This window comes from Arthrobacter sp. M2012083 (genome assembly GCF_000281065.1).
Lineage (GTDB): Bacteria > Actinomycetota > Actinomycetes > Actinomycetales > Micrococcaceae > Arthrobacter.
The window spans coordinates 22,295-38,321 of the sequence record NZ_AKKK01000023.1; the positions used below are offsets into that span (position 1 = coordinate 22,295).

Annotated in this window: 13 protein-coding genes; 2 read left to right on the forward strand and 11 right to left on the reverse strand. The window is 62.5% G+C overall.

The window, feature by feature from the left end; all coding sequences use genetic code 11:
* The first annotated feature begins 88 nt into the window (after positions 1-88).
* Positions 89-853: an IclR family transcriptional regulator gene (locus tag A477_RS0112010; protein WP_026005569.1), complete on the forward strand. Its 765-nt coding sequence runs from the start codon at positions 89-91 to the stop codon at positions 851-853.
* Here A477_RS0112010 and A477_RS0112015 read toward each other — a convergent pair.
* Complete coding sequence (locus A477_RS0112015) at positions 846-1,418, reverse strand: GNAT family N-acetyltransferase (RefSeq protein ID WP_017199239.1); 573 nt, start codon at positions 1,416-1,418, stop codon at positions 846-848. The two genes, A477_RS0112010 and A477_RS0112015, sit on opposite strands and share 8 nt — an antisense overlap.
* A gap of 226 nt (positions 1,419-1,644) precedes the next feature.
* On the opposite strand from A477_RS0112015, the gene A477_RS0112020 reads away from it, so the two are divergent.
* The gene (locus A477_RS0112020) at positions 1,645-2,325 is read left to right on the forward strand and encodes a fasciclin domain-containing protein (protein WP_017199240.1); all 681 of its coding nucleotides are present in this window, start codon (positions 1,645-1,647) and stop codon (positions 2,323-2,325) included.
* A 75-nt stretch (positions 2,326-2,400) separates the two neighbouring features.
* Here A477_RS0112020 and A477_RS0112025 read toward each other — a convergent pair whose 3' ends face one another.
* The 10 genes from A477_RS0112025 to A477_RS0112070 all read right to left on the reverse strand — a co-directional run bounded on the left by A477_RS0112025 (position 2,401) and on the right by A477_RS0112070 (position 15,998).
* Positions 2,401-2,589, reverse strand: coding sequence for a hypothetical protein (locus tag A477_RS0112025; protein WP_011773232.1), 189 nt, complete (start codon positions 2,587-2,589; stop codon positions 2,401-2,403).
* Positions 2,590-2,634: 45 nt separating this feature from the next.
* Positions 2,635-4,614: a BCCT family transporter gene (locus A477_RS0112030; RefSeq protein ID WP_083848044.1), complete on the reverse strand. Its 1,980-nt coding sequence runs from the start codon at positions 4,612-4,614 to the stop codon at positions 2,635-2,637.
* A gap of 375 nt (positions 4,615-4,989) precedes the next feature.
* Complete coding sequence (locus A477_RS0112035; RefSeq protein WP_017199242.1) at positions 4,990-5,796, reverse strand: IclR family transcriptional regulator; 807 nt, start codon at positions 5,794-5,796, stop codon at positions 4,990-4,992.
* Positions 5,797-5,836: 40 nt separating this feature from the next.
* A complete protein-coding gene (gene fdhD, locus A477_RS0112040) occupies positions 5,837-6,712 on the reverse strand; it encodes a formate dehydrogenase accessory sulfurtransferase FdhD (protein ID WP_017199243.1) in 876 nt (291 codons plus the stop codon).
* Positions 6,700-7,980, reverse strand: coding sequence for a molybdopterin molybdotransferase MoeA (locus A477_RS0112045; protein WP_017199244.1), 1,281 nt, complete (start codon positions 7,978-7,980; stop codon positions 6,700-6,702). Before A477_RS0112045 ends, fdhD begins: the two co-directional genes overlap by 13 nt.
* Positions 7,981-8,104: 124 nt before the next feature.
* Positions 8,105-9,322, reverse strand: coding sequence for a formaldehyde dehydrogenase, glutathione-independent (gene fdhA / locus A477_RS0112050; protein ID WP_026005570.1), 1,218 nt, complete (start codon positions 9,320-9,322; stop codon positions 8,105-8,107).
* A gap of 197 nt (positions 9,323-9,519) precedes the next feature.
* Positions 9,520-11,838 (reverse strand): FdhF/YdeP family oxidoreductase, encoded by a 2,319-nt coding sequence (locus A477_RS0112055; protein ID WP_017199246.1) that lies wholly within the window; start codon positions 11,836-11,838, stop codon positions 9,520-9,522.
* A 10-nt stretch (positions 11,839-11,848) separates the two neighbouring features.
* The gene (locus A477_RS0112060) at positions 11,849-12,751 is read right to left on the reverse strand and encodes a bifunctional 5,10-methylenetetrahydrofolate dehydrogenase/5,10-methenyltetrahydrofolate cyclohydrolase (RefSeq protein ID WP_017199247.1); all 903 of its coding nucleotides are present in this window, start codon (positions 12,749-12,751) and stop codon (positions 11,849-11,851) included.
* Positions 12,748-13,374, reverse strand: coding sequence for a cyclodeaminase/cyclohydrolase family protein (locus A477_RS0112065; protein WP_017199248.1), 627 nt, complete (start codon positions 13,372-13,374; stop codon positions 12,748-12,750). The genes A477_RS0112060 and A477_RS0112065 overlap by 4 nt, the downstream gene beginning before the upstream one ends.
* 131 nt (positions 13,375-13,505) lie before the next feature.
* Positions 13,506-15,998 (reverse strand): GcvT family protein, encoded by a 2,493-nt coding sequence (locus A477_RS0112070; RefSeq protein ID WP_017199249.1) that lies wholly within the window; start codon positions 15,996-15,998, stop codon positions 13,506-13,508.
* Between the last annotated feature and the right edge of the window lie 29 nt (positions 15,999-16,027).

The following is a 16,027-nucleotide window of genomic DNA, read 5'->3' on the forward strand; positions in this document are numbered from 1 at the left end:
GTAGTGAGGCGCCACATACTCAGGGTGTGGACACTAGGATGGAGGGTGTCCATATTATGGATGAAATATCTTCTTGGAGGGTGCCGTGGTGGTTCAGGGAGCACAAGTGGTGGGCCGGGCAGCCCTGCTGCTTCGACTAGTGGGACGTAAGCCCGAAGGCACGTCCCTGGCGGGCTTGGTGCGGGAGTCCGGTTTGACCCGGCCAACCGTCCACCGGCTTCTGACCTCCTTGGCCGCGGAGGGTTTACTGGAACACGATCCGGCCTCCGGGAAGTGGGTGTTGGGGCCGGAGATCTTCCTGCTGGGATCAGTGGCCGCTGCACGTTTTCCCATGGAGGATATTGCGCGGCCATCACTACGCAGGTTGGCTGCAGAGACCGGGGAGAGCGCCTTCTTCTCCATTCGTCGTGGCAACGAAACAGTGTGCGTGCTGCGGGAAGAGGGCTCGTTCCCGGTGCGGTCCTTTGTGCTGCACGAAGGCGTACGCTTTCCGCTGGGGGTCGCTTCGGCCGGCACTGCCATCATGGCTTTCCTGCCTCCCGACGAACAGGAAGCGCTGTTGGAAGACTGGGCTGCGCACGCCGGAGACTTTGCGGCGGGACACCCTGCAGATGTGGTGCGGGGCAATCTGGAACGGACACGGCTGGCCGGCTACTCCGTCAATCCCGGGTTGATCCTGGAAGGCAGTTGGGGCATGGGTGCGGCTGTGTTTGATCAGCGGGGAAAGCCGGCGTGGGCTCTTTCCTTGACGGGAATCGAGCCCAGGTTCCGGCCGGACCGCCAGGAGTTCCTTGGGAAACTGTTGCTCGAGGAAGCGCACAGGATGACGGCGCGCCTGCAGGGAGCTAGCTGAGGTCCAGCCGCATCAGCACTCTCGGGAAACCGTTAAGCACCGACGTCGTCTCGGCCACCTTCTTAAAGCCGGCCTTCTCGAATAGCCTTCGCGTGCCAACGTACGCCATGGTCAGGTCCACCTTGCCGCCTTTGTTGTCCACGGGGTAACCCTCTATCGCAGGCGCACCGTGGCTCTTTGCGAAGTCAATCGCGCCGCGGAGCAGCTCGTGGGAAATGCCCTTGCCACGATGCCCGGGCTTCACCCGAATGCACCAGACTGACCACACCTTCGCATCGTCCACGTGGGGGATCTTCCGGTTCTTCGCAAAAGTGGTGTCCGCACGAGGGTGGACCGCTGCCCACCCAACTACTTCGTCGCCGTCGTACGCCAGAACGCCGGGAGGCGGGTCCTCGGAAACCAGCTTTTGAACGTACTTTCCGCGTTCCTGTTTTTGGAGCTCCTGGTTCAGCTTCGATGGAATCCGGTAGCTGAGGCACCAGCACACGTTGGAGTCGGGGCTCTTGGGCCCCACCATGGTTTTCACGTCGTCGAACACCGTCGCGGGTCGAACCTCGATGGCCATGCGGACCATCCTGTCACCGGGGCTGGATGCAGGCAACGGTCGCCGGGTGAGCCGAACACTTCCAGGCGGGTTTAAAAACTTTTTCAATCCGGACCCATCCACCCCCTCCCATCCTCCGAATAGATGGTGAGACACAAACCGCAGGTGATGCAAAAGCAACACCAGCAACCCGCGTCCCACCAACCAATGGATCCAACGCCCTGGTTCCAAAAACAAGGAGAATGACATGTTGTCCACAAAGCGCCCCGCCCTCGCCTTCGTTGGCCTCACTGCAGCCGCCCTTCTCGGACTCACTGCTTGTGGTGGTTCAAGCACCACCAGCACCCCGGCTGCTTCCTCTGCTGCTCCGGAAACCTCCATGGCGGCACCGTCGCCGTCCTCCTCAGCCATGAGCAGCGCCGCAATGGATCCGGCCGCCAACCTTGTGGGCCCCGGCTGCGCCGGTTACGCCGCACAGGTTCCGGACGGTGCCGGTTCGGTAGTGGGCATGGCCCAGGACCCGGTAGCCGTAGCAGCGTCGAACAACCCGCTGCTCAAGACCCTGACCGCCGCTGTTTCCGGCCAGCTCAACCCCAAGGTTGACCTTGTTTCCACCCTGAACGGCAGCGAATTCACGGTCTTTGCTCCGGTTGACGACGCTTTCGCGAAGATCGACCCCGCAACAATCGAGACGCTCAAGACGGACGATGCCCTGCTGAGCAAGATTCTCACGTACCACGTAGTCCCCGGTCAGCTGACCCCGGATGAGATCGTGGGCACCCACAAGACTGTCCAGGGTGGCGAAGTGACGGTTGCCGGCACCAAGGATGCCCTCACGGTTGACGGAGCTTCCAACGTGATCTGCGGTGGCGTCAAGACCGCCAACGCCACGGTCTACCTGATCGACTCGGTGCTGATGCCCAAATAGGCCTTAGCTTCCACCAGCAACACACAGCAAAGCAGGCGCCGGAAACCCGGCGCCTGCTTTGCTGTGTGTTGCTGTTTAGCGGCTGAAGTCAGTGTCCACGTATGAGCCGGCCCGGTTGTGTTCGGACCCGCAGGGGCAGTGGTCAACCTCAATACGCACGGTCATTGGTTTGGATGAGTCCAAGGTAAGAGTCACATCCTTGCCGGCCTGGGCGCTGGACTGGGTGTTGAGGCGAAGGGTGCCCTGGGTAGCGATTTTGGACATGGTAAACCTTCCTGATGTCTTAAGTGAGGGTCCGTTGAAGCCGGGCTATTTGTCGTCTGATTCCAGTTGGGGTTTGCCCACCAGGGGAATGGTTCCCGTGGGCGTTCCCCCGGCGCAATCGGAGTCCGTGCACTTTTCGGCGCAATCGTGTTTGGTGACAAGGTCGAATTGAACGCCGCCATGTTGCTCAACACCCGTTCGGATGGCTCGCTCCACCACCGAAGTGGCCAAACGCTTGTGCAACTGGAGCGGGTCCCGGCGAAGGTCCTTGACCAGTGCGAAGCAGAGCAGCAGCATGACGATCACGAACGGCAGGGCTGCCACGATGGTTACTCTTTGCAGGCCCGACAAGGCTTCCGATGGTTTATCGCCGCCAGCAAGCAGCATGACTGCTGCCACTGCGCCCGTGAGGCTTCCCCAGAAGATCACCACTCCTCGACGCGGGTGCTCAGCACCATTGGAGCTGAGCGATCCCATCACGATGGAGGCTGCATCGGCGCCGGTGACGAAGAAGATCGCCACCAGGACCATGGCCAGGACGATGACCGCTGCTGTCAGCCAGCCAGGCATGCCCAGGTTCTTCACGAGGTCGAAGAGTGCGCCATCGAAGTTGATGGAGGGTGCGCCGTCCACCATAGTCACAAGCCCGGGCGTGCCGGCCTTGTCTGCTTCTTGCTGGACGTGGAAAGCGGCGCCGCCGAAGATTCCGAACCAGATGACGCTGACAACGCTGGGCACCAGCAGAACGCCGGTGACGAACTGGCGGATGGTGCGTCCACGGCTGATGCGGGCGATGAACATGCCGACGAAGGGCGTCCAGGAGATCCACCAAGCCCAGTAGAAGATGGTCCAGCTGGTCATCCAGCTGCGCAGGGACTCGTCTCCTACGGCTTCGGTGCGTGACGACATTTCGGCGAGGTCCCTGGCGTAGTCGCCTACAGCGGAAGGGATCAGGTTAAGGATGAACAGGGTTGGTCCCGCGACGAACACAATCAGGGCGAGAACAACAGCCAGGACCATATTGATGTTGGAAAGCCACTGGATGCCCCGGCTGATGCCTGACACAGCGGATGCCACGAAGCAGAAAGTCAGGATAGCCACAATGACCACGAGCACGGGGGTGCCGATCTCACCCAGCCAACCATTCGACGTCATGCCGCTGCCGATCTGGAGGGCGCCGAGACCCAGCGAAGCGGCAGTTCCGAAGAGGGTGGCGAAGATGGCCAGGATGTTGATGAACTTTCCGAGCGGCCCTTCCACCATGCGGATGCCGAAAAGCGAGGTGAAGGCTGCCGAAACCAGTTGCTTGCGGCCCAGGCGGTAGGTGCCGTATGCCATGGCGATACCGACCACTGCGTACATGGCCCAAGGGTGCAGGGTCCAGTGGAAGATCGATGTGGCCATGGCAGTCTGGATGGCTGCCGGGGTGCGGCCGTCCACCGTTCCCGGCGGCGGCGAGATGTAGTGGTACAACGGTTCGGCCACACCGTAGAACATGAGCCCGATGCCCATGCCGGCGGCGAACATCATGGCCACCCAGGAAATGGTCCGGAACTCGGGCTTCTCGCCGTCCTTGCCCAGCGGGATGTTGCCAAACTTGCCGAGGGCAAGCCATAGGACGAAGACGACGAACAATGAAGCGAGGACCATGAAGAGCCAGCCGGTGTACTCCATAACCCAGTTCAGGGCGCCTTTGGAGGTATCTGACAGGCTGTCCCGTCCGACAAATCCCCAGACCACGAAGGCGACGGCGATGGCGCCCGTGATCCCGAAGGTGACTTTGTCGAGGGTAAGTTTGCGGTTCCGGCGGGCCGAAACGGCCTGCTCGGTCTTGGCATGGCGCAGCTCTTCCATGATCTGTTCGTATTCTTCAGAACCGGGAAGGGTCTCAGCGCCTCCGTCCTCAGCGTCGAGGGCGGCCAAGTTTGTGTCGTCGGGGGAGATCCTGATGATTTCCTCAGGGTTCTCCGCTTGGGCAGGTAACTCCTCGGGTGTTAGAGGTTTTGTGTCGCTGTTTATAGCCATGAGCGGGTCCTTTGCTCGGCGAGTCATGGGTTTGCGTTTATACATGGCCCTGGAAGGTGAGGCCGAAGGGAAGGCTGGGGGGCTTCCCCGCTGACCATGATTTGCTGTCCCGGTTCTGCACTTTACGAGCGTAGACGGGCAGTTTCATGGGGCACCTCTTTGGTCGGACGGGTTGGTTGAACGCCGGGCTCCTGGAGCCCTGAAGGGCGTTCCGCATGAATCAACAACATTCGCGCTAAGCAACAGAGTGCGCCCCGTCACACCCAAAGTCAAGGCTTTTCTGCTCTTTGACGCAACTTGATATATCAATTGGCCTTGAGGGCTGGAGTTGCGCTTAACGGTTGCTGTTGTGCTTGTACCTGGTGTAAATGAGGGCTAGCGGTGCCTGTAACCCATCCGGGCGCTGATGGCCAGCCCGGCCTCCCGGAGCCCTTCAATGAGCCCCGGCTGGTCCTCAGGGGAGAAGCGGAACGCGGGGCCCGAGATGCTTACCGCGGCGATAACACTTCCCGAGTGGTTGAAAATTGGCACGGCAATAGCGGTAAGGCCGATCTCAAACTCTTCGTGGACAGTGGCGTAGCCGTTGCGGGCCACGTCCAGCAGCTGCTTTTCCAGCTCCCCGCGGTTTGTCACCGTACGTGGCGTTCGCGCCGGCAATCCCACTGCCTTGAGGACCTGGGTTCGCTCGTCGGCGGTCAACGCGGCAAGAAGGACCTTGCCGCTGGATGTGGCGTGCAGCGGCGTCAGGCTGCCCACCCAGTCGTAGGTGGCCAGTGTTGAGGGCCCCATCGCCTGGTCCACGTTGACGGCATAGTTGGACCGCAACACAGCCAAGTTGACGGTTTCCTTGTATTCGGCCGCCAGGGCCTCCAGGACTTGGCGCGCCTCATGAACCACACTCAGCCTTCCAGGGATGGAAGAAGCCAAGCGGAGGATTCCAAAGCCCAACTGGTACTTGCCGCGTTCACTGTTCTGCCGGACCAGTTCGCGATTGACCAAGGAGCCAACCAGCCGGGACACGGTGGACTTGTGGACGCCCATTTCCTCAGCGATATCGCTCACGCCGGCATCGCCTTCCCTGGCCAGGATTTCCAGGATTTGGAGTGCGCGGTCTACTGACTGAACGCCTCCGCCCTGGGCGTCTGCGTCCTTGTCAGTATCCGGGTTGCTGCGTGCGGCCATGATGCTCATCCTAGACTGACCAGCAGCAACGGCCTGAAAGTCAGCGACCCATGAGGGCTTCCTCCTTGACACGTGGACGGGCCAGGCGCTCCCTTCCGGCATAGACGTTGAGGCTATGTCCCCGGCTGAAGCCAACCAGGGTCACCCCGGTCTCGGTGGCAAGATCGACAGCGAGGCTGGAGGGCGCGCTGACGGCCGCGAGAACCGGAATGCCGGCCAAGGCTGCCTTCTGGACGAGTTCGAACGATGCCCTGCCCGAGACCTGCAGGACCAGTCCGGCCAACGGCAGCAGGTCCTGCCGAAGGGCCCAGCCCACCACTTTGTCCACCGCATTGTGGCGGCCGACGTCTTCCCGCAGGCACAGCAGCTCAGGGCTGGGACCATCCACCCTGAACAGTCCAGCTGCGTGGACTCCTCCGGTTCTGTCGAAGACGGCCTGCGCTTCGCGGAGGCGGTCCGGGAGCCCGGCCAGGACATCCACTGGAACCTGTAGACGGTCCAAGGCTGTATCGAAGTGGATGGTCTTTCGTACGGCTTCAATGGAGTCCGTGCCGCAGATGCCACACGAACTCGACGTATATACGTGGCGCATGGTGTCCGGCAAGGGAACGTCCGGCCGTAGCTGGGCTTCCACTACATTAAAGGTCTGCACTCCGTCCTTCTCGCCCGCACAGAACCGGAGGGAGATCAGCTCCGAAGGGTTGCGGATGATGCCCTCGGACACCAGGAATCCAGCCACCAAGTCAAAGTCGTCGCCCGGCGTCCTCATGGTCACGGCAAAGGATGTGCCCCCAATCCTGATTTCCAAGGGTTCTTCGGCGGCCAGGACATCCTCCTTGAACCGCACGGACTGTTCGGTGTCCGCTGCGTCCAAGCGGAAACGATGGATCTTCCTGCGCTGGGTCATGCGCGCCATGTGGCGTACCCTCCTGATTGGTCCGGAGAATTGATGGGTGCCGTCCACGGCAGCGGCAGGACAGGTACGGGCGCGCCGGCCGCGACGCCTTCAGGGGGAACAGCCATATATCCGTCTGCCCAGGCAAGCCCGCGCATCATCCCTGGACCCGTGCGGGAGGCAGGGAACGCGAGACCGTGGATCAGGGTGCAGGGCATGAGGCGTGTCCGTCCTGGGTCCGCGTCAATGTCGGCTCCGGACGTCATGGGCACGGCTCCCTTGAGAGGCCTGCCTTCCATGGCGGCCAGCAAGGGTTCCCCAAGGGTCATCAGCGCCATCATCGCGGCCAGGGGATTGCCCGGAAGCCCGATGACGAAACGCCCATCAGGAAGTTCCGCCAACACTGCCGGATGCCCCGGCCGCATGGCGATTTCGTCCAGGAGGAGCCGACCCCCGAGTGCCACGATGGCATCGCGGAAGTGGTCTGTCCCGGATTTTCCCGTCCCGCCGGTGGTGATCGTCACGTCGGGCGGTAAGCCATCAGGATCGCGGCCAAGCGCCGCCATCCACTCTTGGTACGAGTCGCCTATTCTGAGCTGACCGTTGGGCTCCCCGCCCAACTGTGAAATCACGGCATCCAGCTGCGGGCCGAATGCGTCGCGGACCTGTCCTGGCGCCGGCTCGCCTGAGGTGACCACTTCAGAACCGGTAAGTACGACGGCGACCCTCGGCTTGCGCTGCACCTGAACGTGATCGTGGCCTGCCACAGCGGCCAGGGCAATATGAGCCGGATTGAGGAGCGTGCCGGCGGGTATGAGGACATCTCCGGCTGCGGCTTCTTCTCCGGCTGGACGAATGTGCCGGCCAAGGCGTGTCTCGCCCGGCTTGGCGTCGTGCCTGAGCGAGAGGTGCCCACCCCCGGCTACCTGGCCGCTTTCCTTACGCAGGACTGCCGTGGCGCCGGCTGGAACGAGGCCGCCGGTGGCGATGAGGCTGGCTTCGCCCGGCGACAGCGGCAGCCCCGCCGTCGTTAATATCCAAGGACCGCTGCCGTTGATGGCCCAGCCGTCCATGGCGGACGACGCATAGTGGGGCAGGTTCCGTTGAGCGGTGACGGGGCTGGTCAGGGTGCGCCCGATCGCCTCGCCGAGGGTGACATTGGACGACGGGAGTGGGCGGGTGCAGTGGTATGCCAGCTCACGTGCTTCGGCCCACGAGGGTGCGTGCCGCGGTTCATCGCTCAACGGGGACCCCGCATGGGCGTTGGTGAAGGTTGCTTGTGCAAGCATGGGTGCCCGCTTCCTGAGGTGGTGCTTCCGGTGAAACGCAGATACCGGGGACTGCCCGGCCTTCCCGTAATTCTTGCCGCGCAGTCCCCGGTATCCGTGTGGTGCGTACTGAGCCGGACGTGTATTAAGCCTTCACGTAGCCGTTGGGGTTCAGCACGAACTTTGTTGCCGCTCCGGCGTCGAATTCGGCGTAGCCGCGCGGAGCGTCTTCGAGCGGGATGGCTTGGGCGTTGACTGCCTTGGCGATCTGGACCTTGTCATGGAGGATGGCCATCATCAGCTGCCGGTTGTACTTCATGACCGGGCACTGGCCGGTGGTGAAGGACAGGGATTTGGCCCAGCCGGTACCAAGGGACAGCGAGAGCGAGCCGTGCTTGGCGGCATCGTCGATTCCACCCGGATCGCCGGTGACGTAGAGCCCCGGGATGCCCAGGGATCCGCCGGCGGCAGTGATGTCCATGAGGGAGTTCAACACAGTGGCTGGAGCCTCGTGTGAGGCATCCTTGCCGTGACCGCGGGCTTCGAAGCCCACCGCGTCCACGCCGCAGTCCACTTCCGGAACGCCGAGGATCTGGGCGATCTGCTCCTTCGGATCGCCGTTGGACACGTTGACTGTTTCGCAGCCGAAGGAACGTGCCTGTGCCAGGCGGTCCTCGTTCATATCGCCCACAATCACGACGGCGGCGCCAAGCAGTTGTGCGCCCACGGCGGCAGCAAGGCCCACAGGCCCGGCACCTGCGACGTAAACTGTGGACCCCACGCCCACGCCGGCGGTGACGGCACCATGGAAGCCGGTGGGGAAGATGTCCGAGAGCATGGTCAGGTCCATGATCTTTTCCAGGGCCTGATCGCGGTCCGGGAAGCGCAGCAGGTTCCAGTCGGCGTAGGGGACCAGGACGAACTCTGCTTGTCCGCCCACCCAGCCTCCCATGTCCACGTAGCCGTAGGCGCTGCCGGGGCGGTCGGGGTTGACGTTGAGGCAGATGCCGGTCTTCTGCTCCTTGCAGTTCCGGCAACGGCCACAGGAAATGTTGAACGGCACCGAGACGATGTCGCCTACCTTGATGAACTCGACGTCGGGTCCCACCTCCACCACTTCGCCGGTGATTTCGTGGCCGAGGACCAGGTCCTGCGGAGCCGTGGTGCGGCCCCGAACCATGTGCTGGTCCGAACCGCAAATGTTGGTGGTTACAGTGCGGAGGATCGCGCCATGAGGCACCTTCCGGCCGACGTTGGCCGGGTTGACGCCCGGTCCGTCCTTAAGCTCAAACGTTGGGTAGTCGGTGTCGATGATCTCGACGACACCAGGTTCCTTGTAGGCGACTGCTCTGTTTCCTGACATGGTCACTCCCTCTTCTTTGGCTATTGCTGAACTGCTGCCCAATGGTCCGAAAGCGGTGCTTCGATGAGGAAATACCTCCCCAGGTTTCAGGCCATCGAAGCACCATTCACGGACAACCGGACAGCTGATATTTCCATCAAGATGCGATAGATATATCAGTCATACTATGTGACACAACTCATGGTGTACAGCGGCTCCTAGGCCTTCTCCAACCGGATGATCACGGATTTGGAGGTGGGCGTTCCGCTGGTGTCCGCCACGGAGTCCAGGGGCACCAGGACATTCGTCTCCGGATAGTACGCAGCGGCGCAGCCTTTCGGAGTCGAATAGGAGACGATGCGGAAGTTCTCGGCCCGCCGGTCCGTTCCCTGGAATTCGGAGATCAGGTGCACCATCTCGCCGTCGGCGAAGCCCAGCTCGGTGATGTCGTCAGCGTTGATGAGCACCACGCGACGTCCACCATGGATGCCACGGTAGCGATCGTCCTTGCCGTAGATGGTGGTGTTGTACTGGTCGTGTGAACGCAGGGTTTGCAGGACCAAGCGGCCAGGAGGGATCTTGATGAACTCCAGCTCATTGCCGGTGAAGTGCGCTTTTCCTGATGCGGTGTCGAACTTCCTGGCATCGCGCGGCGGGTGTGGCAGGACAAAACCGCCCGGGTGCTGGATCCGTGCTTCGAAGTCTTCAAAGCCGTCGAATACCGCTTCGATATGTTTGCGGATCAGCGAGTAGTCGTCCCTCATGGCCAGCCAGGAAGCCTGCGGGGTGTTGGGCAGGCGTTGGTGACCGTCTTTGAACAGCCTGTCTGCAAGGTTGCACACAATAGCTACTTCGGAGTGGAGATGTTCACTTGCAGGCTTGAGGCGTCCCCGTGATGCGTGGACGGCGCTCATGGAGTCTTCCACGGTGACCCGCTGGTCGCCGGTCCGCTGGGTATCCTTCTCGGTGCGTCCCAGGGTAGGCAGGATCAGCGCCCGGCGACCCGTGGACAAGTGCGAGTGGTTCAATTTCGTGGAGATCTGAACGGTCAGCCGGGTGTTTGCCAGGGCTTGCTCGGTGACGTCGGAATCGGGGGCAGCCCGGACGAAGTTGCCGCCCATGCCCATGAAGAAACGGACTTTGCCGTCCCGCATGGCGCGAATGGCTGCCACGGTGTCATAGCCGTGCTCGCGAGGAGACCGGAACTCGAATTCCTGGTCAAGCCGGTCGTGGAAGGTCTCAGGCATTTTCTCGAAGATGCCCATGGTGCGGTCACCCTGGACGTTCGAGTGGCCGCGCACAGGACAAACGCCGGCGCCGGGCTTGCCGATGTTGCCTTGAAGCAGGAGAACGTTGACTACATCGCGAAGGGTGGGTACGGAGTGTTTGTGTTGGGTCAGGCCCATGGCCCAGCACACGATGGTGGCGCTGGAGTCCAGCATCCGTTCACCTGTCGAATGGATCTGCTCAAGGGTGAGGCCGGTTGCCTCCACAATGTCTTCCCACTCCACCTTTTCCAGGTACCGCAGGTAGTCGTCGATGCCCACGGTGTGGTTGTTGATGAAGTCATGGTCCAAGACCGTTCGCAGCCCCGGGGTGTTCCGTCCGGCAGCTTCGGCTTCAAGCAGGTATTTGCCCAGGCCTTGGAAGAGGGCTTGGTCGCCGCCGGCGCGGATCTGCAGGAAGTCGTCCGTCAGTTGGGTCCCTTGAATCATGCCTGCCACATGCTGCGGGTTCTCAAAGTGCAGGAGACCTGCTTCGGGAAGGGGGTTGACGGACACGATGACTGCGCCGTTTTTCTTCGCCTTCTCCAGCGCACTGAGCATGCGCGGGTGGTTGGTACCGGGATTCTGCCCGGCCACGAAGATCAGCGACGCCGTCTCCAGGTCCATCAGGCTGACGGAACCCTTGCCGATGCCGATGGTTTCCACCAGGGCGGAACCTGAGGACTCGTGGCACATGTTGGAGCAGTCCGGGAGGTTGTTGGTGCCCAGGCCGCGAACCAAGAGTTGGTAAACGAATGCTGCTTCATTGGAGGTCCGGCCGGAGGTGTAGAAGACGGCTTCGTCAGGATGTTCCAGGCTTCGCAGCTCCTCAGCCATGAGGTCATAGGCCTCCTCCCAGTCGATGGCCCTGTAGTGGGTAGCGCCTTCGTCCAGGAACATCGGGTGGGTGAGCCGGCCTTGCTGGCCCAGCCAGAAGTCGTCGCGCGTCTTGAGGTCGGCGATGGAATGCTGAGCGAAAAACTCCGGCGTGACACGGCGCCGGGTGGCTTCCTCGGCTACTGCTTTGGCACCGTTCTCGCAGAACTCTGCCGCGTTGCGCTTTTCGTGCTCGGGCCAGGCGCACCCCATGCAGTCGAAGCCGTCCAGCTGGTTCACTGCCAGCAGTGTCTGAACGCTGCGCAGTGGTCCCATCTGTTCCAGCGAAATCTTCAAGGCGTTGGCAACAGCGGGGATACCCACGGCCTTGGTCTTGGGTTTGGTGACGGTCAGCTTTGACTCGTCGATGTTCTCGCGGGGGGCTTTGGAATGCATGGGGAACCCTTCAGATCCGGGAAGTGAAAGCAGTGAGCAGCGTGGTGCGGGACTGTTGCCGGGCGGCTTCAACCGTGTGCAGCAGCAAAAGCGCGGTGGTCACTGACCCGACGCCTCCAGGGACCGGGCTCAGGCCGGCCGCGACGCCGGTGACGCTGGCTTCGTCAACATCACCCACCAACGAACCGTCGGGCAGGACGTTCGTGCCGACGTCGATCACCACAGTCTCCGGGGAAAGGTGGCTGCCCTTCAGCAGCCCGGTCCGTCCGGCGGCAACAACCACGACGTCGGCCGGCTGGGTATAGCGCTCCAGCGGTCCTGATTTGGAATGGCAGGTGGTGACCGTGGCGTCCCTTTCGAGGAGGAGCAGGGACAGTGGCTTGCCCACCACGGCGGAACGCCCGACGACGGCCACGTTGCGCCCCGCGACGGGAATCTGGAAGTGGTCCAGCAACTCCACCACGGCCTGGGCTGTAGCGGGTGCGAAGGCGGGCTGCCCCACGGCCAAGCGGCCGAGGCTGAGCGGATTGGCGCCGTCGATGTCCTTTTCCGGAGCGATGAGGCCCACCAGACGGTCGGCCCGGACAGCCGCAGGCAGGGGAGTCTGGAGGATGATGCCGTGGACGGATGGCTCGGTGCTGAGGTCGGCCAGGACGCTGGCCAGCACTTGTTCGGTGGCATCGTGACCAAGATCGACAATCCTGCAACCAATACCGGCTCGTCCGGCTGCACGCTCGATGGAACGGACATACCAGTGCGTCGATTCGTCGTCCGTTGCAACAACAACAGCCAGGACCGGGCGAATGCCCTCGTCATCCAGGAGGGCGGTCTCCTCATGGGCGCGCTGCTGGATAAGGGCAGCGAGCGGCTTGCCGGAAAGCAGTTTGGTGTTCCCGCGCACTTCGGTGGTCATGAGAGGATCCTTTCGCGGACGCGCTGCACCAGGGCATCGGCGGCGAGAACCACTTTGTCCTCAATCCCGTTCGTCTGTTCCGCCAGGCGGGAACGGGCTTCGCCGTGCTTGATGGCGACAATGTTGATGTCGATGTTGACCCGGGCCGTGGTGGCAGCTGCGCGGGCTGCATCGGCAGCAGCGGCGATGTCGCTGATGACGTTGGGGTTCGCCACGTCAAAGAGTTCCGTGGCAAGATCCACCACTGCGCCGGCAACGTTGATGAGCTGCGCGGGAGTATGGGCGGCCTGAACCAGGGCGTCCTGGATGGCTGCGGTCTTTATTGCTTTGAGTTCGTCGGATTCCGAGGGGAGCTTGTAGGAGTCGATGACCGACTGGAAGGCGTGCTCGTCGGCGTCCGCGAGACGCAGGGCCTCGACGATCAGGTGGTCGGCGGCGCTGGTGATCCGGGTTACCAGTGCGGCGTGCTCCTCATACTTGGCGCCGGTGGTGTACCTGGCCACCATGGCTACCAAGGCAGCACCTTGGGCGGCATGCAAGGCAGCGGCTGCTCCTCCACCGGGAGTGGGCTGACGTGAAGCGAGCCTGGAGAGGTAATCATGGATGGTTTCTGAACTGATCATGGGTCTTCCTGGCTGACTGAAGAAGAGAGTGACTGAGAAAGCTGTCTTAAGAAGGGGAAGGCAGCGGCCCGGACCCGGTCGGTGCGAGGGGAAGGGTCCGGGCTGCATGCCCTTGGTGGCTGTGTGGGCTGTTAGCCCCGGAGCCGGCTCATGGTGGGGTCGTACAGCGGATCCTCGGTAACTGTGGCCTGGATGCGGCGTCCGAAGTACTCAATTTCCACGGAGTCTCCGAGGGACACTGCAGAAGGCAGGTACGCGTAGGCAATCGGCTTGCGGACCGAGTAACCGTAGGCCGCGCTGGTGACGTAACCCACCGCCTGGTCCTTGTAGAACACCGGTTCCTTGCCCAGTACCAGGCTCCTGCCGTCGTCGACAGTCAAGCAGCGCAGGCGGCGGGCCGAGCTTTCCTCGCTGCGCCCTTCCAAGGCGGCTTTACCGACGAAGTTCTCCTTGGTCATCTTTACGGCGAAGCCAAGGCCGGCCTCGTACGGGTCGTGCTCAGTGGTCATGTCCGAGCCCCAGGAACGGTAGCCCTTCTCGAGTCGCAGCGAGCTGAAGGCGGCACGACCGGCGGCGATGACGCCGAACGGCTGGCCGGCCTTCCACAAGGCGTCCCAGAGTCGCTGCCCGTTGTCGGCACTGGTGTAGAGCTCCCAGCCGAGTTCGCCCACGTAGGAGAGCCGCATCGCGGTGACAGTGACGCCTCCGATGGTGACCTTCTTGGCACGGAAGTACTTCAGGCCGTCATTGGAGAAGTCGTCGCTGCTCACCGTGCTGATGAGGTCTCGGGCGAGGGGACCCCACAAGCCGATGCAGCAGGTGCCACCCGTGGTGTCGCGAACCTGGACCCAGTCTCCGGCGCCTCCATTTTCGGTCTGGTGCCGGGCTGCGCGCTCGAAGTAGGCGGTGTCCATGTTGCCGTTGGCGCCAAGCTGGAAGGTGTCTTCGCTCAGACGGGCCACGGTGATGTCGCTTCGTACGCCACCGGCTTCATCCAGAAGCAGCGTGTAGGTCACGGCGCCGGGCTTCTTTGCAAGGTCGCCGGTGGTCAGTTCCTGCAGCAACTTCAAGGCGCCAGGGCCGGAAACTTCGAGGCGCTTCAGCGGCGTCATGTCGTACATCGCCACTGCTGTACGGGTCTTCCATGCCTCAGCCGCGGCGATGGGCGAGCTGAACATTCCGGACCAGGCGTCGCGGGCCGGCGGCTGCCAGTCGTCCGGCATTTCCTTCAGGAGTTCGGCATTGGCTTCGAACCAGTAGGGGCGCTCCCATCCGGCACCTTCCAGGAAGTAGCCGCCCAGCTGCTTGTGGCGGGCGTGGAAGGGGCTGACGCGAAGGTTGCGGGGAGAAAGCTTGGGCTGGAGCGGGTGCATTACATCGTAGATCTCCACGAAGTTCTGCTGGGAGGTTTCGCTGACGTATTCGGGGGTCAGCTGGACCTCTTCGAAGCGGTGGATGTCGCAGTCTCCCAGATCAATTTGCGACTTTCCGGTGGTCAGCAACTCGGCAACTGCGCGGGCGATACCGGCCGAGTGGGTGACCCACACGGCTTCGGCCACGAAGAATCCGTCCACTTCCTTGGATTCGCCCACCAGCGAGCCGCCGTCAGGGGTGAAGGAGAAGATGCCGTTGAAGCCATCCTCGATTTCGCTTTCCCGCAGTGCCGGCAGGATCTGCTTGGTTGCTTCCCACGCGGGAAGGAAGTCTTCCAGCGTGAAGTCCAGGCGCGACGGCATGTTGTGTTCGGTGATGCTGCTCGGCTCGTAGCTTCCCAGTTCATCGAGGTCCACGGGCATGGGGCGGTGGGCGTAGGAGCCGATACCGTAACGGTCACCGTGCTCGCGGTAGTACAGGTCCTGGTCCTGGTGGCGCAGGATCGGCAGCCGGGCGCCGTTGGGAAGTTCGTTCTTACCCTTCTGGGCGGGAACCGGCGTCGTCTTTACATACTGGTGAGCCAGCGGGAGGAGCGGAACGGACATGCCGATCAACTCGCCCACCTTGGCGCCCCAGAAGCCGGCGCAGGAAACCACGATGTCCGCGGGGATCACGCCGTCGGGGGTCTCGACGCCGGTCACGCGGCGGTTTGACTGCTCAATTCCGGTCACCTCGGTGTTGCCGATGTACTTTACACCGGCGGCCTCAGTGCGCTTGATGAGCAACTGCACGGCGCGGGCAGCAAGAGCCAGGCCATCGGTGGGGACGTGGAGGCCACCCAGGATGTCTTCCTCGTTGATCAGGGGGTAGAGCTCCTTGCATTCCTCGCGGGAGAGGATCTTGCCGTCGATGCCCCACGACTGTGCGTAGCCGAGCTTGCGCTTCAGGTCAGCCAGGCGGGTTTCCGTGGTGGCAACTTCAAGGCCGCCCACTTGGTTGAAGCAGCTTTGGCCATCCTCCGTGAGGGACAGCAGCTTCTCCACTGTGTACTTGGCGAAGAGTGCCATGGACTTTGAGGGGTTGGTCTGGAAAACCAGGCCCGGTGCGTGGGACGTTGAGCCACCGGGCATGTTCAAGGGTCCTTGGTCCAGGACGGTGATGTTGTTCCAACCGCGGGTGACCAGTTCGTCGGCGAGGTTGGTGCCAACAATCCCAGCTCCGATGATGACAATGCGAGGCGTGGATGCCATGGGGGTTCTCCTGCTGAAGTTAATAGGTG